General features: G+C 59.5%; 24 protein-coding genes, 1 tRNA gene, 2 pseudogenes and 2 riboswitches. Of the genes and pseudogenes, 8 read left to right on the top strand and 19 right to left on the bottom strand.

The window, feature by feature from the left end; all coding sequences use genetic code 11:
• Window positions 1-119 precede the first annotated feature (119 nt).
• Together FYJ43_RS03380 and FYJ43_RS03375 are read right to left on the bottom strand one after the other, a co-directional pair.
• Entirely contained in the window at window positions 120-1,331 is a 1,212-nt protein-coding gene (locus tag FYJ43_RS03380) for a Gfo/Idh/MocA family protein (RefSeq protein ID WP_154561899.1), read from the bottom strand.
• Between the two features lie 361 nt (window positions 1,332-1,692).
• Window positions 1,693-3,186 (bottom strand): CoA-acylating methylmalonate-semialdehyde dehydrogenase, encoded by a 1,494-nt coding sequence (locus FYJ43_RS03375; protein ID WP_154561896.1) that lies wholly within the window; start codon window positions 3,184-3,186, stop codon window positions 1,693-1,695.
• Window positions 3,187-3,473: 287 nt separating this feature from the next.
• Here FYJ43_RS03375 and FYJ43_RS03370 point away from each other — a divergent pair, with 287 nt between their 5' ends.
• Entirely contained in the window at window positions 3,474-3,701 is a 228-nt protein-coding gene (locus FYJ43_RS03370) for a hypothetical protein (protein ID WP_154562226.1), read from the top strand.
• 132 nt (window positions 3,702-3,833) lie between these two features.
• On the opposite strand, the gene iolD is transcribed toward FYJ43_RS03370, so the two are convergent.
• From iolD to iolC, 4 genes are read right to left on the bottom strand one after another with little or no spacing between them, the layout of a single operon-like run.
• Window positions 3,834-5,732 carry a 3D-(3,5/4)-trihydroxycyclohexane-1,2-dione acylhydrolase (decyclizing) gene (gene iolD, locus FYJ43_RS03365; RefSeq protein ID WP_154561894.1) on the bottom strand — a complete coding sequence of 633 codons (1,899 nt, stop codon included), beginning with the start codon at window positions 5,730-5,732 and terminating at the stop codon, window positions 3,834-3,836.
• A 2-nt stretch (window positions 5,733-5,734) separates the two neighbouring features.
• Entirely contained in the window at window positions 5,735-6,607 is an 873-nt protein-coding gene (gene iolB, locus FYJ43_RS03360; protein WP_154561892.1) for a 5-deoxy-glucuronate isomerase, read from the bottom strand.
• A complete protein-coding gene (locus FYJ43_RS03355; RefSeq protein WP_154561890.1) occupies window positions 6,604-7,491 on the bottom strand; it encodes a Cgl0159 family (beta/alpha)8-fold protein in 888 nt (295 codons plus the stop codon). Before FYJ43_RS03355 ends, iolB begins: the two co-directional genes overlap by 4 nt.
• The gene (gene iolC / locus FYJ43_RS03350; RefSeq protein ID WP_154561888.1) at window positions 7,488-8,477 is read right to left on the bottom strand and encodes a 5-dehydro-2-deoxygluconokinase; all 990 of its coding nucleotides are present in this window, start codon (window positions 8,475-8,477) and stop codon (window positions 7,488-7,490) included. Before iolC ends, FYJ43_RS03355 begins: the two co-directional genes overlap by 4 nt.
• A gap of 211 nt (window positions 8,478-8,688) precedes the next feature.
• On the opposite strand from iolC, the gene FYJ43_RS03345 reads away from it, so the two are divergent.
• Together FYJ43_RS03345 and FYJ43_RS03340 are read left to right on the top strand one after the other, a co-directional pair.
• Window positions 8,689-9,432, top strand: a complete 744-nt coding sequence (locus tag FYJ43_RS03345; RefSeq protein WP_326833270.1) for a GntR family transcriptional regulator — start codon at window positions 8,689-8,691, stop codon at window positions 9,430-9,432.
• Between the two features lie 100 nt (window positions 9,433-9,532).
• A complete protein-coding gene (locus FYJ43_RS03340) occupies window positions 9,533-10,609 on the top strand; it encodes a transaldolase family protein (protein WP_154561886.1) in 1,077 nt (358 codons plus the stop codon).
• A 178-nt stretch (window positions 10,610-10,787) separates the two neighbouring features.
• Here FYJ43_RS03340 and groL read toward each other — a convergent pair whose 3' ends face one another.
• Window positions 10,788-12,422, bottom strand: coding sequence for a chaperonin GroEL (groL, locus tag FYJ43_RS03335; RefSeq protein WP_154561884.1), 1,635 nt, complete (start codon window positions 12,420-12,422; stop codon window positions 10,788-10,790).
• Window positions 12,377-12,640, bottom strand: a pseudogene (locus tag FYJ43_RS12560) (hypothetical protein); the annotation flags it as partial. The gene groL and the pseudogene FYJ43_RS12560, both read right to left, overlap by 46 nt.
• Window positions 12,641-12,739: 99 nt before the next feature.
• Between FYJ43_RS12560 and FYJ43_RS12210 the strand changes: the two are divergent.
• From FYJ43_RS12210 to FYJ43_RS03315, 3 genes are read left to right on the top strand one after another with little or no spacing between them, the layout of a single operon-like run.
• On the top strand, window positions 12,740-13,024 hold the full coding sequence (locus tag FYJ43_RS12210) for a DUF3263 domain-containing protein (protein WP_326833269.1): 285 nt from the start codon (window positions 12,740-12,742) through the stop codon (window positions 13,022-13,024).
• A gap of 48 nt (window positions 13,025-13,072) precedes the next feature.
• Complete coding sequence (gene manA / locus FYJ43_RS03320; protein ID WP_154561878.1) at window positions 13,073-14,254, top strand: mannose-6-phosphate isomerase, class I; 1,182 nt, start codon at window positions 13,073-13,075, stop codon at window positions 14,252-14,254.
• Window positions 14,255-14,291: 37 nt separating this feature from the next.
• On the top strand, window positions 14,292-14,774 hold the full coding sequence (locus FYJ43_RS03315) for an S-ribosylhomocysteine lyase (protein ID WP_195839868.1): 483 nt from the start codon (window positions 14,292-14,294) through the stop codon (window positions 14,772-14,774).
• A 151-nt stretch (window positions 14,775-14,925) separates the two neighbouring features.
• Here FYJ43_RS03315 and FYJ43_RS03310 read toward each other — a convergent pair whose 3' ends face one another.
• The 8 genes and pseudogenes from FYJ43_RS03310 to cobT all read right to left on the bottom strand — a co-directional run bounded on the left by FYJ43_RS03310 (window position 14,926) and on the right by cobT (window position 21,082).
• Complete coding sequence (locus FYJ43_RS03310; RefSeq protein ID WP_154561874.1) at window positions 14,926-15,405, bottom strand: hypothetical protein; 480 nt, start codon at window positions 15,403-15,405, stop codon at window positions 14,926-14,928.
• 74 nt (window positions 15,406-15,479) lie between these two features.
• A pseudogene (locus tag FYJ43_RS12205) lies at window positions 15,480-15,859 on the bottom strand (hypothetical protein); the annotation flags it as partial.
• Between the two features lie 500 nt (window positions 15,860-16,359).
• Window positions 16,360-17,076 carry a DUF5808 domain-containing protein gene (locus FYJ43_RS03295; RefSeq protein ID WP_154561872.1) on the bottom strand — a complete coding sequence of 239 codons (717 nt, stop codon included), beginning with the start codon at window positions 17,074-17,076 and terminating at the stop codon, window positions 16,360-16,362.
• A 2-nt stretch (window positions 17,077-17,078) separates the two neighbouring features.
• Window positions 17,079-17,405 carry a PadR family transcriptional regulator gene (locus FYJ43_RS03290; RefSeq protein ID WP_326833268.1) on the bottom strand — a complete coding sequence of 109 codons (327 nt, stop codon included), beginning with the start codon at window positions 17,403-17,405 and terminating at the stop codon, window positions 17,079-17,081.
• A gap of 264 nt (window positions 17,406-17,669) precedes the next feature.
• A tRNA-Thr gene (locus tag FYJ43_RS03285) sits at window positions 17,670-17,745 on the bottom strand.
• A 51-nt stretch (window positions 17,746-17,796) separates the two neighbouring features.
• The gene (locus FYJ43_RS03280; protein WP_154561870.1) at window positions 17,797-18,579 is read right to left on the bottom strand and encodes a helical backbone metal receptor; all 783 of its coding nucleotides are present in this window, start codon (window positions 18,577-18,579) and stop codon (window positions 17,797-17,799) included.
• Window positions 18,576-19,415, bottom strand: coding sequence for an adenosylcobinamide-GDP ribazoletransferase (locus FYJ43_RS03275; protein WP_154561868.1), 840 nt, complete (start codon window positions 19,413-19,415; stop codon window positions 18,576-18,578). The genes FYJ43_RS03280 and FYJ43_RS03275 overlap by 4 nt, the downstream gene beginning before the upstream one ends.
• Window positions 19,412-21,082, bottom strand: coding sequence for a nicotinate-nucleotide--dimethylbenzimidazole phosphoribosyltransferase (gene cobT / locus FYJ43_RS03270; protein ID WP_154562220.1), 1,671 nt, complete (start codon window positions 21,080-21,082; stop codon window positions 19,412-19,414). Before cobT ends, FYJ43_RS03275 begins: the two co-directional genes overlap by 4 nt.
• A 76-nt stretch (window positions 21,083-21,158) precedes the next feature.
• Window positions 21,159-21,279: riboswitch (adenosylcobalamin (AdoCbl) riboswitch) on the bottom strand.
• A gap of 26 nt (window positions 21,280-21,305) precedes the next feature.
• On the opposite strand from cobT, the gene FYJ43_RS03265 reads away from it, so the two are divergent.
• The gene (locus FYJ43_RS03265; RefSeq protein WP_154561866.1) at window positions 21,306-22,058 is read left to right on the top strand and encodes a cobalt-precorrin-6A reductase; all 753 of its coding nucleotides are present in this window, start codon (window positions 21,306-21,308) and stop codon (window positions 22,056-22,058) included.
• Window positions 22,059-22,062: 4 nt separating this feature from the next.
• On the opposite strand, the gene cobA is transcribed toward FYJ43_RS03265, so the two are convergent.
• The 3 genes from cobA to cobO are packed head-to-tail and all read right to left on the bottom strand — an operon-like array spanning window position 22,063 to window position 25,883.
• The gene (gene cobA, locus FYJ43_RS03260; protein ID WP_154561864.1) at window positions 22,063-22,839 is read right to left on the bottom strand and encodes a uroporphyrinogen-III C-methyltransferase; all 777 of its coding nucleotides are present in this window, start codon (window positions 22,837-22,839) and stop codon (window positions 22,063-22,065) included.
• 9 nt (window positions 22,840-22,848) lie between these two features.
• Entirely contained in the window at window positions 22,849-25,272 is a 2,424-nt protein-coding gene (locus FYJ43_RS03255; protein WP_154562218.1) for a cobyrinate a,c-diamide synthase, read from the bottom strand.
• Window positions 25,272-25,883, bottom strand: a complete 612-nt coding sequence (gene cobO, locus FYJ43_RS03250; protein WP_154561862.1) for a cob(I)yrinic acid a,c-diamide adenosyltransferase — start codon at window positions 25,881-25,883, stop codon at window positions 25,272-25,274. The genes FYJ43_RS03255 and cobO overlap by 1 nt, the downstream gene beginning before the upstream one ends.
• A gap of 53 nt (window positions 25,884-25,936) precedes the next feature.
• A riboswitch (adenosylcobalamin (AdoCbl) riboswitch) is annotated at window positions 25,937-26,022 on the bottom strand.
• Between the two features lie 61 nt (window positions 26,023-26,083).
• Here cobO and cbiT point away from each other — a divergent pair.
• Entirely contained in the window at window positions 26,084-26,680 is a 597-nt protein-coding gene (cbiT, locus tag FYJ43_RS03245) for a precorrin-6Y C5,15-methyltransferase (decarboxylating) subunit CbiT (RefSeq protein ID WP_154561860.1), read from the top strand.
• Window positions 26,681-26,717 lie beyond the last annotated feature (37 nt).

Genomic DNA, 26,717 nt, shown 5'->3' with positions numbered 1-26,717 from the left:
GAAGGTGTACCCATGTCACCCTTTCAGTCAGGGGCAGCTTCAGCCCATCCGGGGGGTTAATTCCCCACCAGTGGCCCGAATATGCTGCCGGGCCTATTCACAGACACGCGATGACGCGGTCACTTATCAAATGTGGTTCTCCCCGTTACTGGCTTGACGTCATGCCAGGCACGGTCTCCGCAGGAGGCAACGATGGCGTCGTTGACCTCTGCTGAGGCCCAACCGTCAGCGACGGATGGGCCGTGTTGTTGCCCGTCTAAAACTCCTTGAACGAATTTCGCAGCTTCAATGACCTTCATGTCGTCGAAGCCCATAGATGTTCCGGCTCCCGGTTGAAAACGCATAAACTCGGGAAAATCAGGTCCGGCCATGCAGTTGACGTATCCCTGCAAGGCGCCGTTATTTCGTCCCAGACAGACTTGTAGATGGTTGAGATCCTCGAAGTTCCATCTAATAGATCCATCGGTTCCATAGATTTCGACGATGTACTCTGCACGCGGCCCCACACTGACCCGACTGGACTCCAATGTGCACATCACGCCATTTTCCATACGTGCTATGACGGCGCAGTAATCCTCATTGCCTACCGGCCCAAGCTCGTCAGAGACGACCCAGCCTGTGTGTCCAATACCCTCTTTAAGTGGCTTAGGCCGCTGGCGAATGAATGTCTCAGAGACAGCGGATACCTCGGTGAATCGTTTCTTTAATAAATACTGAACAAGATCTTCTCCGTGCCCCATGAGATCGAGTACTACGCCGGCACCAGCACGCTCGGTGTCATAACGCCACGTCAACGGACCGCGGGGGTCAGATGCATAGTCTGCAATAAGCCACACTCTGGCATTAGTCACTACACCTAGACGTCCCTCAGAGATCAGCTGACGCGCGAACTCAATAGCTGGAGTGTGTCGGTAATTAAACCCAACCGAGGTGACGAGACCTTTAGCCTCCGCTGCTTCGGCGATCTCACGAGACTGTGCAGCATTAATTCCCATCGGTTTTTCGATCCAGAATGGCTTTCCAGCCTCAGCTGCAGTAAGGGCAATATCTCGGTGCAAGAAGTTCGGAGCGCATATAGACACGACGTCCACATCTGGGTTGTTGATTAGCTCCCTATAGTCCTCAACTGCAGTAGAGAATCCAAGCCTTTCTACAGCTTGTTTTCGGTTCTCCTCTACCACGTCACAGCACGATACCAATTGAATATCTGCGTCAACTTCTGGAAACTTCTCAGCAAGCGCCTTATATGCGCGCGTATGTAGCCTCCCCATCCATCCCAGTGAAACCACACCTACACCAATGGTTCGACCCATATCCATCACGACTCCCATGAATCACCGTCAGCTCCCGTGGCCGACGGACCCGCACACAACCTCGTGTGTTTGTCCTGTCAAAAGGATAGCACGTTGACCACCGGTGTCCAGCGTCTACACCATCGAGTTTTTGTGCCACCCCGCTAGTGCCAGCAACGGGATGACCGACCGGCCCACGGGACCAGTGATTTAGACACTCACGGCGGTGGCTAGGACAAGCCACTCGCAGGAGGATGCGGATCGGCACTGCATGGACGGCTCACAGTTCCCACGCACCCGATATACAGCGCATATGATGACGCGTGGGCTCGGCCGATCAACCCCCCAAGAATAAACGAGGCGGCCGGGGACCCCGACCGCCTCGATGAGACACGCAGTGTCACTCCTCACGCTGGAACGACATCGTTGCTGCGTAGGTCTTCTCAGTTGGCCAACGCTCAGTGATGGCCTTAGCGCGGGTGTAGAACGTGACGCCCTCGGGGCCATGGATATGGGTATCGCCCAACAACGATTCCTTCCAACCGCCGAATGAATAGAACGCGACTGGGGTCGGGATCGGAACATTGACGCCAACCATGCCAGCCTCCACGTCGAGGGTAAAGCGACGGGCCACACCGCCGTCATTGGTGAAAATCGCAGAGCCGTTACCGAAAGGCTGAGCGTTGACGATCTTCAGCGCCTCGTCATAGCTGTCAGCGTGGACGATGGCTAGCACGGGGCCGAAAACCTCTTCGGTGTAGACCGGAGCATCCAGCGGGACGTCGTCAAGGATCGTCGGTCCGAGGAAGTGCCCGTTCTCGTAACCGGGAACGACAAGGCCGCGTCCGTCAAGGACGACTGTCGATCCACGCTTCTGCGCATCATCAATGAGGCCGACAATACGATCCTTGGCCTTGGCGGAGATGACAGGTCCCATCTCGACGCCCTCGCCCATACCCTCGCCGACCTTGATGGCTTCAGCGTGCTTCTTGACCTTCTCGGCCAATTCCGGACCACAACCACCGACAGCGACAACCACAGGAAGGGCCATGCAACGCTCACCAGCAGCACCGAAGGCAGATGCGCTGATGTGCTGGGCTGCGAAGTCCAGATCACTGTCGGGCATAACAATGGCATGGTTATTCGCGCCGCCAAGAGCCTGGACGCGCTTGCCGTGGCTTACGCCAGTGTCCTGGACGATGTGGGCCACCGGCGTCGAGCCAACGAAAGAAATCGCGTCGATGCCTGGATGAACCAAGATGTCCTGAACGCTGCGGCGATCCCCCGAAAGCACATTGAACACGCCGTCGGGAAGTCCGGCCTCTTTGTAGAGCTCTGCAGTGAGAAGCGAGGCTGATGGCGTGGGAGATGCCGGCTTAAGAATGAAGGCATTCCCAGTAGCAATGGCTAGCGGGTGCATCCACATCGGGACCATGGCCGGGAAGTTAAACGGACAAATGCCGGCAACCACACCAACCGGTTGACGGGTGGTATGGATGTCGACTCCGGTGGAAACGTCGTGAGAATACTCGCCCTTGAGGGCAACGTTGATCGCTGTTGCGAAGTCAAGGGTCTCTCGACCACGCTGAATTTCGCCAATGGCGTCGGAGTAGTTCTTGCCATGCTCCTCGACGATAAGCCGCGCCATCTCGTCTTGATGGTCGAGCACGAGCTGACGCATCTTAAACATGATCGCTACCCGTTTCGACAGCGAGTAGCTCGCCCACTCCTTCTGCGCATTGCGGGCCACCTCAACAGTGTGGTCCAAGTCTTGCTTGGATGCCTGCAACAGCTCTGCTGTGATCTCGCCAGTTGCGGGATTCTCCACGGGAATTACACCCAGCGGGGACCCCTCGTAGTACTCACCGCCAACCCAATGCTTAATGGTCTTCATATTCGAGAACTCCTTCGTTGTCGATGAACATCAGGGCTAACCAACTCGGTGCCCAACGCATCTCATAGTAGCTCATATGACGTCATTTGTACTAACAAATAGCCACGCCGTCAGCACAATCAGCTGGCGCTCCACAGATGATGCAGAGCCCCGTCTTATTGTGCTAACATTCTGTGCGTTGGGACAGTTCCCAACCGCTCGAGGAGCCTCGAGTTATGCACACGGTCGTGCCGAGCACGACCGTACGGCCATGCCTCGGCACCCGAGAGGGAGTTAAGACACCACACATGTCCTTGAGTTACATTGACTCTGGAATCATTCCGCGCACCCCACCTGCGATCAGGCACAGCCAGGCAGCTATCCTTCTTCGCTTTATTCCGGCAGCACTGGTCCTCTTCGCTCTAGCTATCGCGGGCATCATTAACGAAGCCCCGATCCTGACCATCGTCTCCGGCCTCATCACCGTCGCCCTGACGATCACACTGAGCATGGTGCATTTCTTCGACAACGACTGAGCCACAGCTGGACGCCGTCACGGTGACAAAACGAGCTCGCGAGGGGTTCCAGCAGAACTGGAACCCCTTTCGGCATGACCCGAGTCAGTGTCACCCAAGCTCAACGGCCCCGGTCACCTGGCGCGAGCACCGTCAAAAGAACCGACGCTGTGCAGCGACGTGTTCGGTGTATTCGTCATGGGCTTTTTGCGTCGACTCCAAGCGCGACTGCGACGTGACCGGGACATCCCACCATCCCGATGCAGGCGGGTTAGGCCCATACAGATCAGTCTCGATGTGGATCATCGTGGCACGATCAGACGCCTCCGCTTTACGGTAAGCCTCCTTAAACTCCTCGATGGTGTGAACCTCAATGACGTCGATGCCCCACGACCGCGCATTGGCGGCAATATCAAGGGGCAGCAGGGTGTCGTCACCCACGACATGTCCCTGACCGTCATCATGGCGACGATATTTCGTCGCGAACCGCTGGGAGCCGTGGGACTCCGAGAGCGCCCCAATGGAGGCGAACCCGTAGTTCTGAAGCAATACGAGGATGACCTTCGCGCCCTCCTGGACAATCGTTGCCAACTCCATCGGCAGCATCTGATAGGTGCCATCACCGACGATGGCAACAACCTCAGAGTCCGGCAATGCCATCTTCACACCCAGTGACGCCGGAATTTCGTAACCCATGCATGAGAACGCGTACTCGACGTGATACTGCACGGGGGTGCGAGCACGCCACAAGCATTGCAAGTCCCCGGGCATCGAACCGGCAGCATTGATGACCACATCATCGTCACCCATGAGCTCGTTGAGCGCTCCGAACACCTCCGTCTGCGCCGGGAGCGGGCCGTGCCCCAGATGGTAGCAACGGTCAGTCACTTCTGCCCACGCCTTGACCTGTGTGCTGGCGAAGTCACTCCATTCCTGGGAAACGCGGTAGCCGTCAAGAGCTTCTGACAAGGCCACGAGTGCCTCACGCGCATCAGCCACTACCATCTGCGCACCCTGCTTGGCGGCGTCAAAGGATCCCACATTGACGTTGACGAATGTCACGTCTGGATTCTTGAAAGCTGTCTGCGACCCGGTGGTGAAATCGGAATACCGAGTGCCGATGCCGATGACGAGATCAGCCCGAGCCGCCAGCGCATTCGCTGAATCAGAGCCTGTCGCACCAACGCCACCGACGGCACACGGATGATCCCAATTGATAGCACCCTTGCCTGCCTGAGTGTCGGCAACCGGGATACCAGTAGCAGATGCGAAGTCACGCAGCTCCTGGCTAGCTTCCGAGTAGATTGTTCCGCCGCCAGAGATAATCAGTGGACGGCGCGCATCACGGATGGCCTCTGCTGCACGCGCCAGGGCGGCACGATCAGGCATCCGGCGGTCAACGTGCCACACTTTTTTAGCAAAAAAAGACACTGGCCAGTCGTAAACCTCTGTCTGTACGTCCTCTGGCAGACATATGACGGCAGCGCCGGTATCTACAGGGTCGGTGAGCACGCGCATCGCACGAGGCAGCGACACCATGAGCTGCTCGGGACGATTCACTCGATCCCAGAACTTTGAGACTGGACGAAACGCGTCATTACACGACACATCGGGATTAGTAGGATCCTCCAGCTGTTGGAGGACGGGGTCTGGTGCTCGATTGGCGAAGATATCGGCTGGGAAGAGCAACACCGGTACCCGGTTTGTCGTCGCGAGGGCCGCACCAGTAACCATGTTCAGTGAGCCCGGCCCGACAGACGCCGTAGCAGCCAACGCCTGTAACCGGTTAGTAGCTCGCGCATAGGCGGCACAGGCGTGAACCATGCCTTGCTCATTCCGGCCCATCCAGTATTCGAGGCGACCCTCCTCATCGTCGGGGTCTACCTCGTTCTGCAACAGCGCCTGGCCTAAACCGGTAGCATTCCCATGGCCGAAGATCCCAAAGACGCCACGTATAAAGCGACGCTCGACCCCGTCTCGTTCGGTGTACTGATGGGTTAGATAGCGTACGATGGCCTGCCCGACGCTGAGCCTCACAGTCTGCTCTGTCATAATCACTCCTTTGAGCCGTCCACTGCCAACGGCAGACGGGGATCGATGCCGTGGTCCTCCCATGTCTGACGGATCCACCCGTAGTGCGGATCGTCGACCGATTTCCATTCAGCGGTACCTGGCCCTGCCATCACGTTGAGGTAGTAGAGGTCATACCCCGGAGCGGCGGCGCAGGGGCCGTGCCAACCGTGCGGAACGAGTGCCACGTCTCCGTTCGCCACCATCTCCGCCACATGGATCGGACGCTCCGCAGTCCCGTAGGTCCCGTGGAAGGCCATGCCAGGGCCGTGCTCGTCCCCACGGATCTCGAAATAGTAGATCTCCTCGAGCTCATGCTCGACCTGCGATTCTTCATCGTGCTTGTGCGGCGGGTACGACGACCAGTTGCCCCCTGGGGTAAGAACTTCGCATGCCAGTAGGCGCGACGTGTGCAGAGGATTGGCGACCGCGTAGTTCACGACTTGCCGAGAACAGTTGCCTGCTCCGCGCAGTTCGACACGTACCTCCTCCGATGGGCAATACCTGGCCTCGAGGTCTTCACTGGCAAGGGCGTTAGGCAGGGCTACTCGTCCACCACTGACGGCAGTGACGGTAAGCACACTACGGTGAGGCACGAAGGCATAGTCGGTGACCTCACCCCAGATAGTGCTGCGTCCGGCGAGGTCGGCCCGGAACCCCTCGCTCTGCACGATGAATGATCCTTCCATCGGCAAAACGAGGTATTCATGGCCCTCAGTGACCAACTCGAGAGTCTCACCTTTCGCCAGCGTCGCGATAGTCAGGCCGGAATACGTCCAGCCAGCCCGCTCAGGGTCGACGACGACGTCGCAGCAGCCCGAAGCAGTGCTCCCAGATCGAAGAACTAATTGCGTCATGCTTGTGCTCCCAACAATTGAACAGCGTTGTCAATGGCAGCTGCCACATCTGAGTCCGGTGGGTAGAGGACCGACCGCCCCAATACGAGTCCACGAACGTTACGTGGGCCAAGAGCTCTGGCCCAGCGACGCCGAGTTTCATCCGGATCTGCACTTACTTCTCCTCCCAGGAGGAGAATGGGCAACGAGGTCGCTCGTGCCACCCGTTCCATGTCGTCAACCGCAGGCAATTTAAGCCACGTCCACGACGTGTTGGCACCCAGAGCTGAAGCCATGGCCACCGATTTGACGACCGCGTCGGTGGAAAGGTCATTGACGACTTTGCCATCACCAGCGCGATAGGAGATGAACGGTTCCACCATGGCAATTCGCCTCGCCCTGGCTAATGCGGTGACAGCCTCGGCACAAGTCTGCGTCGTAGCGACCGTCCCAGGATCGGAGAGGTCGAACCTCAACAGCATCTTGCCGCCGGCCAAGTCCTCTTCAAGGATCCCCTGCAGGTCATAGCCAGTCATTCGGTCATCGAGTTCAAAGGAAGCGCCAGCGAACCCTCCTCTGTTCATCGATCCGAACACGACCTTGCCGTCTAGAGCTCCGAGGTTCGCCAGATCAGCGACCATGTCAGCCGTTCCCAGGAATCCATTGACTCCGGGACGCCCCAATGCGGTCACACAGCGCTCGAGGAGTTGTTCCCGGTCGGCCATAGCATCGTCGCGTCCACCGGCTGCGAGTGCTCCGCGAGCGGGATGATCAGCCGCGACGACCATAAGGGGTTCGGTGAGGTTCCACGTCGCTCGGGTACGGTTCCTGACGCAGTCGGCGAACCGCACTGGATCAGCGAGTCGTCGGTCCAGCAATGTGTCGATAAGTGGTGTGCTCGTCATGACATATGCTCCTCTTTGATAGCAATGTCTGGGTGCTTCGCCATCATGGCGAACAGTTCCGGCTCTGAAGGCATCGCGGTGGAGCATTCCAACCGTGTCGCGACGAGGGCTCCGGCGGCGGAGGCCGCCTGAATTGTCTCGGTAAGGCTCCACCCCTCAAGGAGTCCATGACACAGACTGCCACCAAAAGAGTCCCCGGCTCCAAGACCATTGGTAACGTCAATGGGAGTGGGAGCGACCTCCACACGTTCCTCACGAGTCATCGCTAACGTCCCTTTAGGCCCTTGCTTCACGACGGCAAGTTCGACCCCAGCGTCGAGCAGTGCGCGTGCGGCCTTATCGGGGTCAGTCTCTCCGACGGCTACCTCGCACTCCTCGCGGTTTCCGACCGCCACCGTCACGTGAGGCAGTATCGCTGAGACAGCCTCATGGGCTTTTGCAGCAGAATCCCAGAACATCGACCGGTAGTCGAGGTCAAGAACGGTGTGCTCAGCTTTACCGCGCACCTCAAGAGCCCGGCAATGGGCATCGTATGAGGGTTGTTGGCAAAGGCCGGTCACCGACAGCCACAGGATCTTCGCATTCTTCACGGCATCTTCTGGCACGTCGTCCGGGGTGATCTTGAGGTCCGGAGCGGTGGGCTGTCGGTAGAAGTACAGCGGGAAGTCGTCGGGTGGAAAGATCTCACAAAATGTCACCGGAGTGGGCAGCTCGGAATTAACGAGCACATAGTCGTCATACACGCCTAGCCTGGCCATCTCACGGCGACAGAATCGCCCGAAGGGATCGTCTCCTACTGCCGTGATGACCGCAGCAGAATTCCGCAGTCTGGCAGCGGCGACGGCCACATTCGTGGGGCTACCACCAAGAAACTTTCCGAATGATGTGACGTCTTCCAACCCGACCCCATACTGCAGCGGATAGATGTCGACACCGATTCGTCCCATCGTAAGGACATCAAGGTCACGACGGCGGCTGGATACCATGACAACTCCACTTCATCGAGGATGTCTGACCCCACAAATGCTACCAACTACGACGCATTTGTCAATACATTTAACGACACTGTCGGATGCCCCCTGCCATGGCCGCAAAAGAAAGAACCACATCCCGACATAACCCACACAATCAGTCGGCCGACGTCCCTGACCACCAATAGACTGTGCGTCAGTAAACGCACACAGACGAGGAACGGCAGTGGAGAACGAGCCCTATATCGCTGACATCACCATCGACCGGTCGCGCCCGGAACCGCTCCACACTCAGATTGCCGAGCCACTGGCGCAACTCATCGAGTCTGGGGAGCTCCCGCCCGGTACACGCATCGAAGACGAGATTTCCATGGCGACACGCCTGCATGTATCGCGTCCAACCGCACGCCGTGCTTTCGAGACCCTCACCCAACGTGGCCTCGTCATCCGTCGCCGTGGAGTCGGGACCCAAGTAACCCCCACTCGGGTACATCGCTCCATGAACCTCACAAGTCTGTACGACGACTTACAAGCATCTGGACAGCGACCACGCACCAGTGTGCTCGACTGGAAAGTGGAGATCGCCCCACCAGCTGTCGCCGCAGCACTAGGCCTGCCCAGCAACTCCGAAGTGACCCATTTCCGCCGGTTACGGATGTCCCAAGACGAACCGCTGGCAATTATGACGAACTGGGTGCCCGTAGAGCTCGCACCCAGCGCCGAAGAGCTTGCAACGACTGGTTTTTATGACTATTTGCGCAGCAGGGACATCGTCATCGCAGTTGGCCATCAGCGATTCAGCGCACGCCTCGCCCTCCCCGAGGAGGCACGTCTACTCAACGAACCACCCGGCGCTGCCCTGCTCACGATGCAACGCACAGCGTGCGACGAATCCAACCGCGTTATCGAGTTCGGGCAGCACGTATACCGCGCCTCCATCTACGCCTACGAGAACACGGTGTATGCCTGACTCCACAGTGAGGTCATTTGACAGGACAAATAGTCAGGTGTTGGCTAGTGCTGTGCCGGCGACGACGAGGCGCCGGTAAAGACCTCGCACAGGAGTTGCCATGAACATCGAGTACACCCCAGGTCCACTCCTTGACGCGTGCCGCACCACCCCGACGGCGCTGTGGAACGACTCAGCCGATCTAGACGAACTTCGTCAGTCCATTGCATTCGGCGGTGTCGGTGCCACGTGCAACCCAGTTATCGGTTACACGACGATCAAGAAGCACCCAGACATCTGGGAAGACCGCATTCGCGCTATTGCCGAGAACAATCCCACGTGGGGAGAATCCCAGATCGGGTGGCAGGCCATCAAAGATATGTCGGTCGAAGCCGCAAAGCTCCTTGAACCGATTTTCGTCGAGCACAAGGGCCGAAACGGGCGCCTCTCCATCCAAACCGATCCGCGGCTGCACCGCGATGCCACAGCTCTGGCAGACCAAGCCGAAGAGTTCAGCAACCTTGCGCCAAACATTATCGTCAAGATCCCCTGCACCTCAGTGGGCATCGAGGCCATCGAAGAGGCCACTTACCGTGGCGTTTCGGTCAATGTGACGGTCTCCTTCACCGTGGCTCAGGCAGTCAATTCAGCAGAGGCCATCGAACGGGGACTGCAGCGCCGCATAGCCGAGGGCAAACCCATCGACACGATGGGACCTGTGGTGACGATCATGGCTGGCCGCCTTGACGACTGGCTCAAGGTGGTAGCCGAGCGTGACCGGCTGTTCATCGACCCTGGACACCTGGAATGGGCCGGAATTGCCGCGATCAAACGAGCCCACCAGATCTTCGTCGAGCGCGGGTTCCACTCCCGGGTGCTGTGCGCCGCATTCCGCAACGTCTTGCAGTGGTCCGAACTCATCGGTGGCGACCTCGTCGTCTCCCCGCCGTTCAAATGGCAGAAGCGCATCAACGACTCCGACTACCAGACCGTCCCACGCATTGACGAACCAGTTGCTGCTGAGCATCTCGATGCTCTTAAGAAGATCCCGGAGTTCATGCGCGCCTACGAACCAGACGGAATGACGATCGAGGAGTTCGACACCTTTGGCGCCACTCGCAAGACTCTTCGACAGTTCCTGCAAGCCGATGCTGATCTCGACGCGTTGGTGCGTGACATCATCACCCCGGCCATCTGACGGGATTTAGCTGATCGACGCTGAGCTGACCGTGGCGGTTGCCACGGTCAGCTCACGTATACGGGCACCGCACGGGCAGCCACCACGCTTATGCCAAGACAGCACAGTTATGACAAGACAGCAAAGTGGGGCGGCCACGAGGACCACCCCACTTCACGTCAGCGAAGGCGATGCGAGATCACATCATTCCGCCCATGCCGCCCATACCATCCATATCGCCGCCGCCAGCAGGAGCCTTGACAGGCTCAGGCTTGTCAGCGATGACAGCTTCGGTGGTAAGGAATAGGGCCGCAATAGAGGCCGCGTTCTGCAGAGCAGAACGAGTGACCTTGGCCGGGTCGATGATGCCGCTATCGACCATGTCGACGTACTCGCCGCTGGCTGCGTTGAGACCCTGTCCTGCGGGCAGACCGGCAACCTTCTCGGCTACGACTCCACCCTCAAGACCAGCATTGATAGCGATTTGCTTGAGCGGGGCAGCGCAGGCGGCCAGAACGATCTGTGCACCTGTGAGCTCATCACCCTCCAGACCCTCGATTTCGGCAGCCTTGGAGGCCTGCAGCAGGGCGACACCACCACCGGGGATGATGCCCTCCTCGACGGCAGCCTTAGCGTTGCGCACTGCGTCCTCGATGCGGTGCTTACGCTCCTTAAGCTCAACCTCAGTAGCAGCACCCACCTTAATGACAGCAACGCCACCGGCGAGCTTAGCGAGGCGCTCCTGCAACTTCTCGCGGTCGTAGTCGGAGTCGGAGTTCTCAATCTCCTTACGGATCTGGCTCACGCGCCCGGCGATCTGCTCGGAATCCCCGGCACCATCAACAATGGTCGCCTCGTCCTTGGTGACGACAACCTGACGGGCGTGGCCGAGCAGGTCAAGAGTCACGGCGTCGAGAGACAGGCCAACCTCTTCGGAGATAACCTGGCCGCCGGTGAGGATGGCGATGTCGTTAAGCATGGCCTTACGACGGTCACCAAAGCCTGGAGCCTTAACAGCAACGGACTTGAAGGTGCCACGGATCTTGTTGACGATGAGGCCAGCCAGAGCCTCGCCCTCGACGTCCTCTGCAATGACGAACAGCGGCTTGCCCGACTGCATGACCTTCTCGAGAACGGGAAGGAGATCCTTCAGCGACGAGATCTTGGAATTGACAATAAGGATGTAGGGATCCTCGAGGATAGCCTCCATACGCTCGGTGTCAGTGACGAAGTAGGGCGAGATGTAGCCCTTGTCAAAGCGCATGCCCTCGGTGAGCTCAAGCTCCAGGCCGAAGGTGTTGGACTCCTCAACGGTGATGACGCCTTCCTTGCCGACCTTATCCATGGCCTCGGCGATGATCTCACCGACGGTGGGATCGGCGGCCGAGATCGAGGCGGTGGAAGCAATCTGATCCTTGGTTTCGATGTCGATGGCCATATCGGAAAGACGAGCGCTGATGGCCTCAACGGCGGTTTCGATGCCCTTCTTCAGGCCCATCGGGTTAGCACCAGCCGTAACATTGCGCAGACCTTCACGGACCATGGCCTGGGCCAACACGGTGGCAGTAGTGGTGCCGTCGCCAGCGACATCGTCGGTCTTCTTAGCGACCTCCTTGACGAGCTCGGCGCCGATCTTTTCGTAGGGATCGTCGAGCTCAATCTCCTTGGCGATGGAGACACCATCATTGGTGATGGTGGGGGCGCCCCACGACTTTTCGAGGACGACGTTGCGGCCCTTAGGGCCGAGGGTGACCTTGACCGCGTCGGCGAGGGTATTCATACCCGCCTCTAGCCCGCGGCGGGCCTCAATGTTGAATTCGATGAGCTTTGCCATATTTGGGGGATTCCTCCGCTCCGGTGGGCTTCGCAGCCCGTGGACGTCAGATAGGTGTGGCGGGAGCGACCCCGCGTTGTGATTCCCCGTGATGCCCGCGACGGACGATCTGGTGATCTCATCACCGGGACGACCACTCGTACCGGCGCTCGCAACACCGATTCGGGCGGTAGCACTCTCGCTTGTCGAGTGCCAATGACATGTTTAGCACTCACACCCTACGAGTGCAAAGATTTCATGGCGGAAAATGGCTCACTCTGCTGATCCTGGAGACCGCAACGACGCCGTACCTGCGAAGTGACACCTACACTGGCACTGTGTCAGATTCCAGCACCCCCGAATCCGCAGAACCCGACGAGCTGTGTGCCTCGGACCGCGCGATTTTGGACCTCGAGGGATCCTGGCAAACCGGGAATCTGGGCGTCGATAAGGAGGCCGTCATTCGCGACAGACTTGGCCTGTCATCGCCTCGATACCACCTGCGGCTCAACGAGCTCATCGACGACGAGAGGGCCGCACGGTACGCACCGTCCCTGGTGGGACGGCTCCAGCGGGTTCGCAGCCAGCAACGCCGCTCCCGTAGCGCACAATTACTCGGATAACACCTACGGCGTCTCCAACGATGCGACACCATAGACGAGAGGCAGACTATGAAACGCCTGACCGGAACGGTCCGGACGTACTCCTGGGGCTCCTACGACGCGATCCCAGACATCCTCGGGAAAGATACTGATGGAAAGCCCTGGGCCGAGTACTGGTTGGGGGCTCATGAAACCTCACCGTCGACCCTCGACGGCACACCGCTCATTGACTACATCCACGCCCACCCCGACGAACTCGGGGATCGCAGTCGCGACGCCTTCGGCACCCGTTTACCTTTTCTCCTCAAAATCCTCTCGGCACGGCATCCGCTAAGTCTGCAGGCTCATCCTGACGCTGCGATGGCACGAGCAGGATTCCTGCGCGAGAACCAGGCCGGTATCGATGTTGACGACCCCCGTCGCACCTTCGTCGACGACTGGCCCAAGCCCGAAATTCTCGTCGCCCTCACCGATTTCGAGGGGCTGTGTGGGTTCCGTGATCCCCACGAGACCCGTCAACTCTTTGACGGGCTTGACGTCCGCACACCAACAGACCCCGTATTGGGATCGCTCACTGAACGTTCTGGCTCTGCCGCTCTCGCCGAAACTTTTCTCGACTGCCTCGCCGGCGACGACCTACGGCGTCAGATCGTTACCGAAGTAGTGTCAGGAGCCGTTAACCATGTGGGAGAAGACACACCGCTGGGCGAGTTCGCGCGCACTGCCGTCGAGCTCGACGAGTATTTCCCCGGAGATCCATCGATCCTTGCGGCACTGATGCTCAACCGCGTTCATGTGAAACCGGGACAGGCGTTGTCTGTACCCCCAGGACTCATGCACTCATACCTTTCGGGTACGGGCATTGAGATCATGGCCGATTCCGACAATGTTGTGCGTGGCGGACTCACCAATAAGCACATTGACGTCGACTCCCTCATCCACATTGTCTCGTTCCAGACCCAGGAGCCACGGATGATTGCGGCGCAGGAGGTAGCCCCAGGAATGCGAGTATTCCCGGGCGTCGACAACCAGTTCCGACTCTGGCAGCTCGACCTCGACACCACCTGTCCCGTCATGATGCCGGCCAGCGACTTAGCTCGAATACTCCTCATTACAGATGGGTATGCGGTTTGCTCAAGCTCTCACAACACTGACGAGATCGTCCGTGGTCAGGCCATGTGGATTCCGGCAGGCGAGCAAGTGCAAGTTGACGGAAATTGCGACGGATTTGTTGCTGCAGCCGGGCTGTGACCGTCGCTGACTGGTTACCTATGTGGAATTCGCACCGATGCGAGAGGATGGGCTCATGGCACACAAGATGAACGTCGAAAGTTTCAACCTGGACCACACCAAGGTAGCGGCACCATTTATCCGGGTCGCCGATGTGAAGCATCTGCCGGCTGGTGACACCCTTACCAAGTACGACGTGAGGTTCTGCCAGCCCAATAAGGACCATCTCGAGATGCCTGCGGTGCACTCGCTTGAACATTCCTTCGCCGAGTGCGTACGAAACCACTCACAATCCGTTGTCGACTTCGGGCCGATGGGATGCCAGACCGGGTTCTACCTCATCATGGTCGGCGAGCCAGATATCCCCGGCACATGCGAACTCGTCGAGACCACCCTGCGTGACATCCTCGAACTCGACGCCACCCCCGCCGCTAACGAAGTGCAGTGCGGATGGGGAGCCAACCATTCCATCGACGGTGCCCAAAAAGCCGCCCGCACCATGCTGCACCACCGCGACGAATGGGAACAGGTAATGGCCTGACAATTCGGCCACCACACCGAGCTCGTCGAGACACACCGCTTGCATCGTCTACCGCCCTCAACTACGAAGATATCGGGCTGCCTTCCCCACAGCAGTAGAAAATCGGCATGGATTTCTCGGCGCACAGAAAGCACCCAGTGCCCCTACCGGGTCAAGACTGGTTGGAGGCGTGCTTCTGCCGTTCGATGGCCCTATCGAGAATGGGTTCGGTAGCAGTGGTCATAATCATCACCACAATGCTCGCCCAAAAGGCATAGCTAGTTGGGTGCATGAGAGTAGAATAAAACCACCACAGCACAAGGAACTCAAGAACCCCTTTAAAGACCTTGTTAACCACAGGATGAGTCAAGGGGGCGACGACCCTCGCCAACACCCCCATGAGCAAGGAAACACCCATCCCCAGTGCGAACAGCACTAATCCGCCCAGGACAACAGTCTCCCACGTCCACGGCGAATCTAGATAGCACTCCTGAAATACCAAGGCGAACAACGCTGGAATCATAATGAAGGGGGACATAACAAGAATAACGATGACGAGAAAAAAGACAATTGCGCCTAACATCCCCAGCAAATCATCGAATTTCTTAGATACTACCACGTCGAACCTCAGCCTAGGAAGAAAATGATCCAATCTGCAGCCGCCTTGGCAACGTCGTACGGGATCCCGGCTTTACCCAAGGTGAAAATAATAGGAGCCTTTTCCCATATCTCTGTTTGCTCAAGAACATCTGCGATTTTGTTGGCCCAAGGCCTGATTTTGGCTGGTAGTTTGTGCACGGAATGGCGCAGCACAAAAAGGGCGGCTCTGCGCCCCCATGATGTCCAACTATACGTGGATACTTGGTGAGAATTGGCCACTTCCGCTACTGGCATTCCACCATGCCATCGCGCAACTTCACGACCACCGCCGCCATGGGCCAGATCGTTGCGATCCAACAAGGCCTGCGTCGCTAAAGTAACCGTTTGACTCTTGTTAGATATCGGCTCCGCATGTGCAACTACAGTCATCGAGCCAGCAGTGCCACTGAAAGGGCCGCAACGATAACCGTCGCCACCACAGCCGAGACGGACTTCCTTATCCTCATATCGATACCTTCATTGTGAGTTGAATTGCGCTACTTGAATATGAAATATCTACCAGGTGCTAGGCTATCCCTATCCAAAGATTTTTCAACGCTTCGCATTGGCTATCCACCATGCCCGCGTGGAGTGCTTCGTTGAGTCACCCCAAAGTTCCCGTGTGGGTTCAGGATGAATGGATGGAGTTGACGGTGGCTCAGCGCAAGGCAATCCTGTCCTCACAAGTGGCGACGTAGCCCAAGCAGGAGAAGGGCGAGATCGTGGGCACAATTGGCTAAGTCACGGGCTGGCCGACCATGCCCGCACGATGATCCGCCAGCACGTAGCGGGCGTCCGGCTCGGGCTCGGCACGTCCTCTGCTGCAGCGAGGACGTGCTCGCCGCGTTGGTGCAGTGCATAGAAAACGCCAAAACGCCCCACCGGGTCAGGAGAACGACAACCCTCGCCAATGCCCCCATGAGCGTAACGCGCGTGACTACTAAGCGCACCGACGATTGTGAGACCATCACTGTTGCTCGCCAATGCCTCCATCTCCTACTACCCCGGCTCGCAATTGCTTGTTGAGGTTACGAAGTGCAGTTTTGACGCAGGTGAGTTTCACCCCTCCGCTGACGAGCAAGCCTAAAAATGGCGCTACAACGGCGACAAACTGGCGTTGGTTTGAAGCACCGGCGCTCCTATTAGCGGCCACCAGCCCAACTACCGACGCCGAAGTGAAACCCAATTGATCTGCGTGATAGCTGAGCTTGATTGCCTCATGCGACTCGGCTTCGTGGCACCTCACGACACTGGGAAGAGCCGTGAGAACCCCGGCAGTCAGAATCATTGCGAGGGCGAGATTCTTTCCCCGAGAGTATCTTTTCGGTAGCCCACCTAGGCTCCAACCTGTTGCCACAAAGTCGTGTCTGGCTACCTGCGCTGCGCTAGCTATGAGCGCGACGTTCCCAGCAACTTGCGCCAACACTATTGAGCGGCGTACAGAATCTGGAATAAAGTCAACTAAATCAGGGATAGAGTCATCCGGGCGAATCCAACCAGCCTTGACTGCGATCTTTCCAAAATTGATCGTCCAACCTAAGCCATAGCTTCTAGGGACAAAAAGATGCGGATTTTCCGGTTCGAACGTGTCAAGAAGTGCGTTCGCATCCCCCTCCCATAATTTCGAAAGGGGAAGCCCGAAAATGTATGTGCGATCATCGTCGCCTTTAGTGAACCACGCCATCACTAGCTCCCTTTTTGTACTGTTATTCGTGTGACTGCTTGGGCTAGTACGTCCCATTCAGCTTTGAGTTGACTCAATCGTTTCGTACCAGCAGGCGTAAGCTCGTAGATTTTTCGAGGAGGACCGATCGGAGACTCCTCCCATGTCGTCGTCACCAACCCCGACTTGCGCAGCCTGCCAAGCAGCGGGTAGAGCGTGCCAGACGACACCTCCACACCAGCTTCCTCAACAAGACGATCGAGAAGCTGACCGCCGTACGACGAGGAAGAATCCAGCAAATCGAGCACAATCAACTCGACAGTTCCCTTACGCAGCTGGGACTCCGTCACCAGGTCCTCCTTGTATCAGCAGAGATTCGTCTAATCAGAAACTTGTATAGCCAGGTAACTTGTATTACATGATACCTTACCACAACGCTCCCGCTCAGACGCCGAAAGCACCCGACGCAATCTGGCACGACACCGCAGTAGGTCGTATGGCGCAGGCGCACTAGGGCACGCGCTGGGCTGTGGTCATGGCGCAAGATACCCGGAGAAAAACAAATCCCGTGAAAACCACTACACCAGCGCAGCAGTATCAACGCCCAAGATCAGTGGAGCCTCTGACAGGAATCGAACCCGCGACCATCGCTTTACAAGAGCGGCGCTCTACCAACTGAGCTACAGAGGCCTGCCGCCTCACGGCGACGTGGGACATTGTGGCACATTTACCGGGAGCGCGTCATTTAACCGCCGTATCGCAGGCTAATGCCTGGGCTAAATACTGCCGCGCACCGACCATGGACGGGCCATACCAGGCAAGCTTCTGGCCATCAACCAGTCGCACATCAAGACCAGGGAAAGCAGATACATCGTCGGGCCCAAAGTGATACGGCTCGTCGGGAAGAATGACGCGGTCAGGATGAGCCGACGTGATCAGGGGCAACTCGGCGTGGGGATACCGAGACTCCCCCGGAAGGTCAATGAGCTCCACCCCCACTCGCTTGAGTACATCGGCAATATACGTGTCCTTCCCCACACAGATCCAGGGATCCCGCCACACCGCGACAACTGCACTGCAGATCGCGCCATGCCACGGCTGTGCCCACTCCTCGTCAGCATCGCGAAGCCACTGTGGTTGCTCGCTACCGAGTCCCTCCTCAAACATCCGTTTCATGCTGGAAACCGCCTCTAGCACGGTGCCGATCCGCGTTACCCACACCGGCACCCCTGCCTCGCGTAGCAGGGTCACGTCGTGCTCGCGATTTTCCTCCTGATTGGCGACGACAAGGTCAGGCTTTAGGTCGATGATGGCCGCCCGGTCGGGGTTCTTCGTCCCCCTGACTCGCACGACGTCATGTCCCACGACCTCAGTGAGATTGGCCGGACGAATGCAGTAATCGGTACATCCGACCAAGACATGCGGACACGTCATTGCGATGGCTTCGGTAATCGACGGCACCAAGCTCACTACCCGTTGCACAGTCCCCGCCACCGGCACTTCGACACCGAGATCGTCGATCATGACACGGCCGCCAAAGTCAACGAGGTCAATACCCAAAACGTCATTTGCGTCACCTCATTAATACTTCCAAAGGTGTCGCCTGTCATCCCGGACAGGCGTCTCACCAAGTGATGGATCCATCCTTGCGCGATGAGCAAGGTCGCCCCGGCACAACCGATCGCCACCAGACACCACACCCAGCCTCCGGCCAATAACCCGGCCAAGGCACACACGCACCCTAACGCGGTGAGATTAATCGCTGCGGACCTCGGCGTCGTCACTCCCGCAACTAAAGATCCAAACCCTCCCGGGCGCGCACATGGCACTGCGGTCATCGTCGCAAAAAGAATGGCAGCACGACCCAACGCCGGGCCCAGTCCCACCACAATCGCCACGCGCCACCATGCCCCCGGCCCAGCTGTTCCAGCCAGACTCACCACCGCGGCGGCGTCGATGAGTAGCACCAACACAATGCTGATGACGCCCATCGGCCCAATATCAGACTTCTTCATAATTGCCAGAGCTTTCTCCGACGTTGCCCTCGACCCCAGACCGTCGGCAGTGTCAGCGACCCCGTCTAGATGGAAACCACCCGTCGCCCCGGCCAGCCAGCACAGCGCCAATATCCCAGCAAGCCAGGACCCAGCCCCTAACCCAAGCACGAGGGCGACGATTCCTCCCGCCACGACGCCCAGGCACAGCCCCAACCACGGAAATGCAGTAATGGCGCGGCGGGCCAGAGGACGGTCGACGTCGCTCAAGTACGGTCCAGGCAAGATCGTGAAGAGGGACACCGCCTCGGCGATTCCACGCAGCGGCCCAAGCCTCTCAAGATTCGTATGCCGGTCGTCGGTCATGCCCACCTCTTGGGAATCCCGGCGACACACATCCACACTTCGTCGCAGGCCTGACCAACGGCGGCATTGAGTCGACCCAGCTCGTCGCGGAAGAGTCGTCCAGCCGGCGTGTCAGGCACAACCCCCATACCGACCTCGTTGGAAACGAAGATGACGTCACGGCCGGTACGACGGATGGCATCAATGAATTCGTCGACGTGGCTTTCCAGGTCGTTTTGCCAGCTTCGGTCGTCGGCGTCAGCAGCCCAAGCCCCAACCTCGTCAAGAATCCGCGTGATCCATACTCCAAGGCAATCCACCAACACCGGGGCGTCATCATCGGCCAGTAAGACCGACGCAATGTCGGTGGTCTCAACGGTTTGCCACGCCGCCGGGCGTCGGGCCTGGTGCAGGCGGATTCTCTCCTCCCACTCAGGGTCTGCGGGATTGCGCTGTGACGTCGCAACATACGTCACGCGAGAATCGCGGGGCAGCCGCGACTCAGCAAATGTCGACTTACCCGACCTTGCGCCACCCAGGACGAGTACCCGACAAGGTGGAGTACTCGTGTCGACATCGTCAGGAATGTCGGTTTCCCCAGTCACCTTGATATCGGTGACCTCAGCGTCGTCGAAGGTGGCCATCTCATTGAGGATGTGGGCGCTTGCCTGCACGATCGGCAGAGCCAAGATGGCACCAGATCCCTCTCCTAGCCGCATGCCAAGGTCCAGCAAAGCGGGCAAACCGAGGGCAGCAGTTGACGCCGTGATTCCCGGCTCGGCACCAGCGTGGCTAGTGATAATAAAATCTCGCGCCTCGGGACAGATAGCGGTCGCCGTCAAGGCAGCAGAACAGGCAATAACACCATCAATAAGCACGGGAATTCGTGACGCGGCCGCAGCCAAGATAAAACCGGCCATAGCGGCATGCTCGAAGCCTCCCACCTTGGCCAACGCCTCGACCGGATGCTCGGCCTCGGGCCGGTTTACCTGCAGGGAGCGAGCGACAACACCGATCTTATGTTGATGACGGCGGTCATCCGACCCAGCTCCCCTACCAGTCACCTCAGCAGGCGGCAATCCAGTGAAGACGCTAATGAGGGCCGATGCCGGGGTGGTGTTGGCGATACCCATCTCTCCAGTGACGAGGATGTCCGCCCCCTCCCCGACAGCTTCCAGCCCGGTCTCAATGCCGACCTCAAGGGCTTGGACAGCCTCGTCGAGGCTCATCGCCGGTCCCTGAGACATGTCATCGGTGCTGCGGCGCACACACCGCTGGCGGATCGGGGCGTCCACTTCGTGACGAGCACCGACGTCAGTAATCCACAACTGCGCACCCATCTGGCGCGACAACACGCTGATAGCAGCCCCGCCAGCCGCCATATTGACCATCTGCTGAGTCGTGATCTCCTGAGGATCCGGGGATACACCTTGCGCCCATACCCCGTGGTCACCGGCGAACAGCCCGACAACGGGATTGCTCGGCACAGTGACCGGCACCTGTCCGTACATTCCAGCCAACCGAATCGACAGGTCCTCCAATAACCCCAGTGACCCCTCGGGCTTGGTAAGTACTTGTTGACGGGCTCGAGCCGCCTCCACGGCTTTAGCGTCAGCTCCTCGGATGCTTCGCACTGTGCGTGCGAGCAGGCTCTCGGTGGATACGGATTCGGGCAAGTGGGCCATCATGCTCCATCGTCGGGGACGCCGCCGCATCCCCCAAGCCTGTGTCCTCGCAAGCCCGGGCGCCACGCACGTGCGCCGTAGTGGTCCCTGCCCCGGCTGGGACAGGTGTGCGCGGTTCTGGTCTGACTTCGCCCAAGAGCGTCACAGTGGCGGGACCGTCCCGGATTCTCACCGGTGTTCCACCGCGATTGAGGCTCATTGTTCCACAGGCTGGTTTGATGGACGCATGGACGTCCTCATTCTCGGCGGTACGACGAAGGCCCGGCAGCTGGCAACCCGACTGATCGGTGAAGGAGTGAGCCTATGCACCTCGTTGGCGGGACGCACGAAATCTCCTCGCCCAATTCCTGGCCCAACCCGGCTGGGTGGTTTCGGCGGCATCGACGGGCTCAAGGAATTCCTGACTCACCACGAGGTCAAGGTCATGGTGGACGCCTCCCACCCCTTCGCCGCAACAATGCACGACCACGCCGCCCGCGCATGCCGCGACCTCAACCTTCCGCTAGCTCGACTGGCACCGCCAAGTTGGCGAACCCAACCCGAAGCGGCCAGCTGGCATTGGGTTAACGACCACGATGGCGCTGCTCAAATTCTCGTCGAGATGCCTGACACCATCTTGTTGACAGTGGGACGCCAACCCATCAGCCACTACCTGCCACTCGGCCCCCGCCACGTGATCGTCCGCTGCGTCGACGCCCCGACCGAGGACCTTCCCGACGGCTGGACGGTGTTGCAGGAACGCGGGCCATTCACCCTCGACCGCGAGCGCGAAATCTTTTCGCAGGGAGTAGCCACACTCGTCTCCAAGGACTCCGGAGGCACCGACCTCGACCCGAAACTCACGTTGGCGGCGCAAACCGGCGTCCACGTCGTCATGGTGTCACGTGGCTCAGCCCCCGGTTGGGGGGATGAACTCAGCACGATCGATGACGCGGTGCAGTGGGTACGCGATCACGAGCCGTCATCTGCCGAAAAGTAACGCCTCAGTGATCAGATGGTTCGTGGATCCGGGTCTCGTCGAGGCCAAGCCCAGCAACATCACCGACGATGCTGATAGCCGGCGGTTTGATCCCGGCGGTTGCCATATCCTCAGCGGCTTTTTCGAGAGTCGTCGTCAGGGAGCGCTGAGTGGGCAAAGAGGCGTCAGCGATGACAGCGACTGGGGTGTCCCCGGCCAGCCCACCGTCGATGAGACGCGCGGCGATGTCATCAATATGGGCCACGCCCATGAGTATGACTAGGGTGGTTCCGGTTTTGGCGATTTGGGCCCAATCCAACTCCGAACGGGTATCACCAGGTGCAACGTGGCCCGACACGACGGTGAATCCCTGCACCATGTGGCGGTGGGTCAGCGGAACCCCCATGAGCTCGGGGCCAGCCACACATGAGGTGACACCGGGGATGATGCGCACCGGAACACCGGCAGCTGCACAGGCCTGCCACTCCTCTCCACCGCGACCAAAGACGAACGAATCACCACCTTTGAGGCGCACGACCTTCCGCCCAGCCTGAGCGTGCTCGATGAGCAGTTCGTTGGTGCGCTCCTGGGGAACGTAAGGCCCGCGCGGCACTTTGCCGACCGGAACTCGCTCGGCGTGGGGGTTCTCATCCATGACAGCCACTGGGGCGAGCCGATCGTAGAGGATGACGTCAGCCTGACGCACCGCCTCTAGCCCTGCGACGGTCAACAATCCGGGATCACCAGGGCCACCACCAACAAGGGTGACAGTGCCGGGAACGAGATCTGCGGAATAGGTCATTGGTCTTCCTTAGTTGCGGTGTGTTGTCAGATCGGAGATGGCGTGAGCAAGCCCAGCGTGGATGTTCGAGTCACGCACTGCGAGCCTGATCCAGGTAGGTCCTAGCCCAGGGAACGTCTCCCCCCGTCTCACCGCGAAACCACGGTCAGCAAGGGGTTGGCGTATCGAGCTCCCGCTGAGGGATGCTGTGTTGACAAGAACGAAGGGGGCCTCGGAGTCGACGACGCTCAATCCAAGATTTGTGAGCCTCTCAACGAGGTCGGCGCGGGCGGCCGGGATATCATCGCGTAGCTGGGCCCGGAAGCGTCTGGCCTCGTCACTAGTGCAGGCGATCATGGCTGCAACAGCTGGGGTTGACACCGACCATGGAGTCTGGTGGTCCGCCAGTCGCGCGATGAGTCGCCGATCGCCAACGACATATCCTGCCCGGATTCCAGCTAGCCCGTAGGTCTTCGTCAGGGAACGTAGGACGAGGAGATCACCCATATCGCCTCCAATGAGAGACTGGGACTCATCGGTAGCGTCCATGAAGGCCTCGTCCACGACGAGGATCCTTCCTGGACGACGCAGGGCTGTGAGATCAGTGGCAGGGTGAAGCCTGCCAGTGGGATTCGTAGGATTCCCGATAATGACAAGGTCGGCGTCATCGGGCACCAGGGCCGGATCGAGAGTGAACCCGTCGGAAGCTTTGAGAATGTACCGGTTGACGCTGACGCCCGCCCCTCTCAGAGCAACCTCTGGCTCGGTAAATTGGGGGTGGACGATCACTGCGCGACGCGGTTCAAGAGCCGCGATGAGTGGGAAGGCCTCTGCGGCACCAGCGGTGGGCAGCACCATGTCGGTTGGCACCCCATGCATGACGGCTAGGGCATCGCGAGCTGGTGTGGCGTCAGGGTAACGAGCCCACTCATGCTCGGTAGAGGTGACGGCGTCGCGCAGCCACTGCGGAGGCTCGGCCACGCGGACGTTGACGGCCAGGTCGATGAGACCATCGGCAATGTCGCGATCCCCGTGATGGTTGAGATCGGGTTCACCGTCTCGGCCACGTCGGCTCGCGTGGAACCTGGCCACCTCGCGAGAAAACCACGCTGCTTGGGCAGGCTGGCCGGCCCAATGCAGGTGCAGGTACGACGCCTGGATGGTGGGCCGTCCTACTCCTGCTGGGTCAGCCAAGGCTCCTTCGGCGCGATCGGCTCCGTCGGGCATTGTGATGTGCCACGCCGGCTCAAGACCGGACAGCAGAGTCGTCGTGGTGCGGTGGAATTCGTGGCCAACGACGCTGATGGAGTCACGTGTCGCGACGCGGTACCCCATCGTAAGCCGCTTTGCCATAGCCGCATCCATCGGTAGCACGCCAGCCATCTCGTGTCCGTCAAGATGGCGACACAGATACAGCAATCCGGCGCACTCAGCGACGATCGGCATCCCGGCCTCTGCGCGGCGCCGCACATCGGCCGCCAGCTCCGAGTTAGTTTCCAGATCGGCTGCGTGCATTTCGGGGAAGCCTCCCCCCAGATACAGCCCGCGAATGCCGTCAGGAAGGCGTCGATCGTTGAGTGGATCGACGTCGACGACCCGGAATCCTGCAGCGGTCAGCATCTCGGTGGTCTCGGGATAGCGGAACGTGAAGGCGCGTCCGGCAAAAATACCCACTAGTGGCGGCTCGTCGAAAGAATGAGCGTGCCAGTCGACAGATTCCAGCGCGGCCATCGGATCCCACGGCTCGACGTCGAGGTCCGCAGCAGCGGCAGCCAGGTCCATCACCGCGTCGAGATCCACATGCTCAGCAATGAGGTCTCCCAATCCGGCAACTTTGGCGGCGGAATCCTCCCATTCCGCTGCGGGCACCAAGCCGAGATGACGTGACGGCACAAAGATCGACTCAGTGCGCGGGATCTGGCCGAGTACTGGAATGCCTAGTCGGTCCAGGCCGCGAGCGACTTCGGCACCGTGACGGGCAGAGGCCACCCGGTTAAGGATTACTCCCGCGACGGTGACGTCGGGGTCAAACGTCGCCAACCCGGAGACGACGGCAGCATGGGTAAGCGATGCATGAGCGGTATCAACGACCACAACGACCGGGGTTTTCGTCGTTGTGGCAATCTCGGCGCTTGAACCTCGGCCAGTCCCAAGCTGACCGTCAAACAGCCCCATCACCCCCTCAATGACCGCAATATCGGCCGGGTCGGGGGTGATGAACCCGTGGGCTAACAGAGGTGCCATAAGCTCGTCACCGCACATCACGGAGTCGAGGTTGCGACCAGGACGTCCGCTCGCCATCGAGTGGTATCCAGGATCAATGTAGTCTGGCCCGACCTTGAACGGTGCAACCCGCCGGCCACTGGCACGAAGCGCTGCCATGAGGCCGGTAGCAACGGTTGTCTTTCCGCCGCCTGAGGCCGGAGCAGCAACGAGAATCCGTGGAAGGTGCATCACCACTCGATTCCTGCCTGGCCACGTTGGCCGAGGTCAAACGGGTGCTTAATTTTCGTCATCTCGGTGACGATGTCGGCCGCGTCGATGAGCGCATCGGGTGCTCGACGACCAGTAATGACGACATGCTGGATTCCCGGACGATTAACGAGGGCCTTGACAACCTCGTCGACGTCAAGCCATCCCCAGTCCATCGGATACGTGAACTCATCAAGAAGGTAAAAGTCGAGCGCCTCGTCAGCCAACAGGCCAGCAACGTGACGCCATCCTTCCCGGGCGGCAGCTTCAGGGTTGCCAGCATCAAAAGACCGCGCCCACGACCACCCGGTACCCATCACTTCCCACGTAACAGGCCCCCCGACGCCGGTCTCGTCGTGCAGCTGTCCGAGCGCCCGAAGAGCATCTTCCTCACCGACATGCCAGCGCCCGGACTTCACGAACTGAAAGACGCCAACTCGCCATCCCTGATGCCAGGCACGCAGGGCGGTTCCTACGGCTGCCGTTGTCTTTCCTTTGCCGTCACCGGTGTTCACCGCCAAAACCGGGCGTAGCCGCCGTTGCCTTGTGGACAGTCCGTCGTTGGGTTCGGCGCCAGTGCGCGCGTGCGGCATGAATAACCTCCTTGCGGGTCCGCGCCCGTCGCGTCGCGGGACTTCCGCGACCTGACCAGCGGGATCGACCTGGCTTGCGCTGAGGCGCTCACAGTGGCGGGACCGCTCCGGATTCACACCGGATTCCTCCCCGCGGGTCGTATCCGATTCTGTCATATGGGCCGTGTTGTCCTCACACCACACTGCCCTAGGCTTCCCACATGACCCATGATCCTGACACCACCCTTCTCGGACGTACCCCTGGCTTGGACGAACAGCATTTCGTTCACGACGGCCTCATCACCAAACACCCAATACGCGCGGTTGCGCTGGCTGCCCTGCGGCCGATGCCAGGGCAGCTGCTGTGGGATCTGGGGACTGGTGCCGGGTCAATCGCAGTGGAATGGTGCCGCACTGATCCGAGTTGCCGGGCCCTCGGGGTAGAGCGCAAGGCGGAACGAGCCGCCAACGCTCGTACCAATGCGGCTGCACTCACCTTGCCCGGTCAGTTCAAGGTCGTGGATGCCGACCTGACACAGGGACTACCCGACGGGCTGCCAGACCCAGACGCGATCTTCATCGGTGGCGGTGTCACCGAAACCCTCGTCACCCAGTGTCGAGCTCGCCTCCCTATCGGGGGGCGCCTCGTCGTCCATGGGGTGACGATGGAAGCCGAGATGCTGATCGAGGCTTTACACCGCGATCTGGGCGGCGATCTGATGAGACTTGGAGTTGAGACCGCTGACAGCATCGGTCGGCTGCGCGGCTGGAAGCCGGCCCGCACCGTCGTGGCGTGGACATGGCAGTGCACACAATGACAGCGGCGATACTGCATCATCCTGGCCGCTAGGGATA

It is taken from the genome of Cutibacterium porci, from assembly GCF_009696315.1.
Lineage (GTDB): Bacteria > Actinomycetota > Actinomycetes > Propionibacteriales > Propionibacteriaceae > Cutibacterium > Cutibacterium porci.
Note: the sequence above shows the minus strand (reverse complement) of the source record. Positions and strands in the feature narration are given on the sequence as shown.

Coding starts and splice junctions, on each gene's coding strand:
- FYJ43_RS03380 (WP_154561899.1), bottom strand. CDS start 1,331: ATGGGAGTCGTGATGGATATGGGTCGAACCATTGGTGTAGGTGTGGTT.
- FYJ43_RS03375 (WP_154561896.1), bottom strand. CDS start 3,186: ATGAAGACCATTAAGCATTGGGTTGGCGGTGAGTACTACGAGGGGTCC.
- FYJ43_RS03370 (WP_154562226.1), top strand. CDS start 3,474: ATGTCCTTGAGTTACATTGACTCTGGAATCATTCCGCGCACCCCACCT.
- iolD (WP_154561894.1), bottom strand. CDS start 5,732: ATGACAGAGCAGACTGTGAGGCTCAGCGTCGGGCAGGCCATCGTACGC.
- iolB (WP_154561892.1), bottom strand. CDS start 6,607: ATGACGCAATTAGTTCTTCGATCTGGGAGCACTGCTTCGGGCTGCTGC.
- FYJ43_RS03355 (WP_154561890.1), bottom strand. CDS start 7,491: ATGACGAGCACACCACTTATCGACACATTGCTGGACCGACGACTCGCT.
- iolC (WP_154561888.1), bottom strand. CDS start 8,477: ATGGTATCCAGCCGCCGTCGTGACCTTGATGTCCTTACGATGGGACGA.
- FYJ43_RS03340 (WP_154561886.1), top strand. CDS start 9,533: ATGAACATCGAGTACACCCCAGGTCCACTCCTTGACGCGTGCCGCACC.
- groL (WP_154561884.1), bottom strand. CDS start 12,422: ATGGCAAAGCTCATCGAATTCAACATTGAGGCCCGCCGCGGGCTAGAG.
- manA (WP_154561878.1), top strand. CDS start 13,073: ATGAAACGCCTGACCGGAACGGTCCGGACGTACTCCTGGGGCTCCTAC.
- FYJ43_RS03315 (WP_195839868.1), top strand. CDS start 14,292: ATGCGAGAGGATGGGCTCATGGCACACAAGATGAACGTCGAAAGTTTC.
- FYJ43_RS03295 (WP_154561872.1), bottom strand. CDS start 17,076: ATGGCGTGGTTCACTAAAGGCGACGATGATCGCACATACATTTTCGGG.
- FYJ43_RS03280 (WP_154561870.1), bottom strand. CDS start 18,579: ATGATCGACGATCTCGGTGTCGAAGTGCCGGTGGCGGGGACTGTGCAA.
- FYJ43_RS03275 (WP_154561868.1), bottom strand. CDS start 19,415: ATGACCGACGACCGGCATACGAATCTTGAGAGGCTTGGGCCGCTGCGT.
- cobT (WP_154562220.1), bottom strand. CDS start 21,082: ATGATGGCCCACTTGCCCGAATCCGTATCCACCGAGAGCCTGCTCGCA.
- FYJ43_RS03265 (WP_154561866.1), top strand. CDS start 21,306: ATGGACGTCCTCATTCTCGGCGGTACGACGAAGGCCCGGCAGCTGGCA.
- cobA (WP_154561864.1), bottom strand. CDS start 22,839: ATGACCTATTCCGCAGATCTCGTTCCCGGCACTGTCACCCTTGTTGGT.
- FYJ43_RS03255 (WP_154562218.1), bottom strand. CDS start 25,272: ATGCACCTTCCACGGATTCTCGTTGCTGCTCCGGCCTCAGGCGGCGGA.
- cobO (WP_154561862.1), bottom strand. CDS start 25,883: ATGCCGCACGCGCGCACTGGCGCCGAACCCAACGACGGACTGTCCACA.
- cbiT (WP_154561860.1), top strand. CDS start 26,084: ATGACCCATGATCCTGACACCACCCTTCTCGGACGTACCCCTGGCTTG.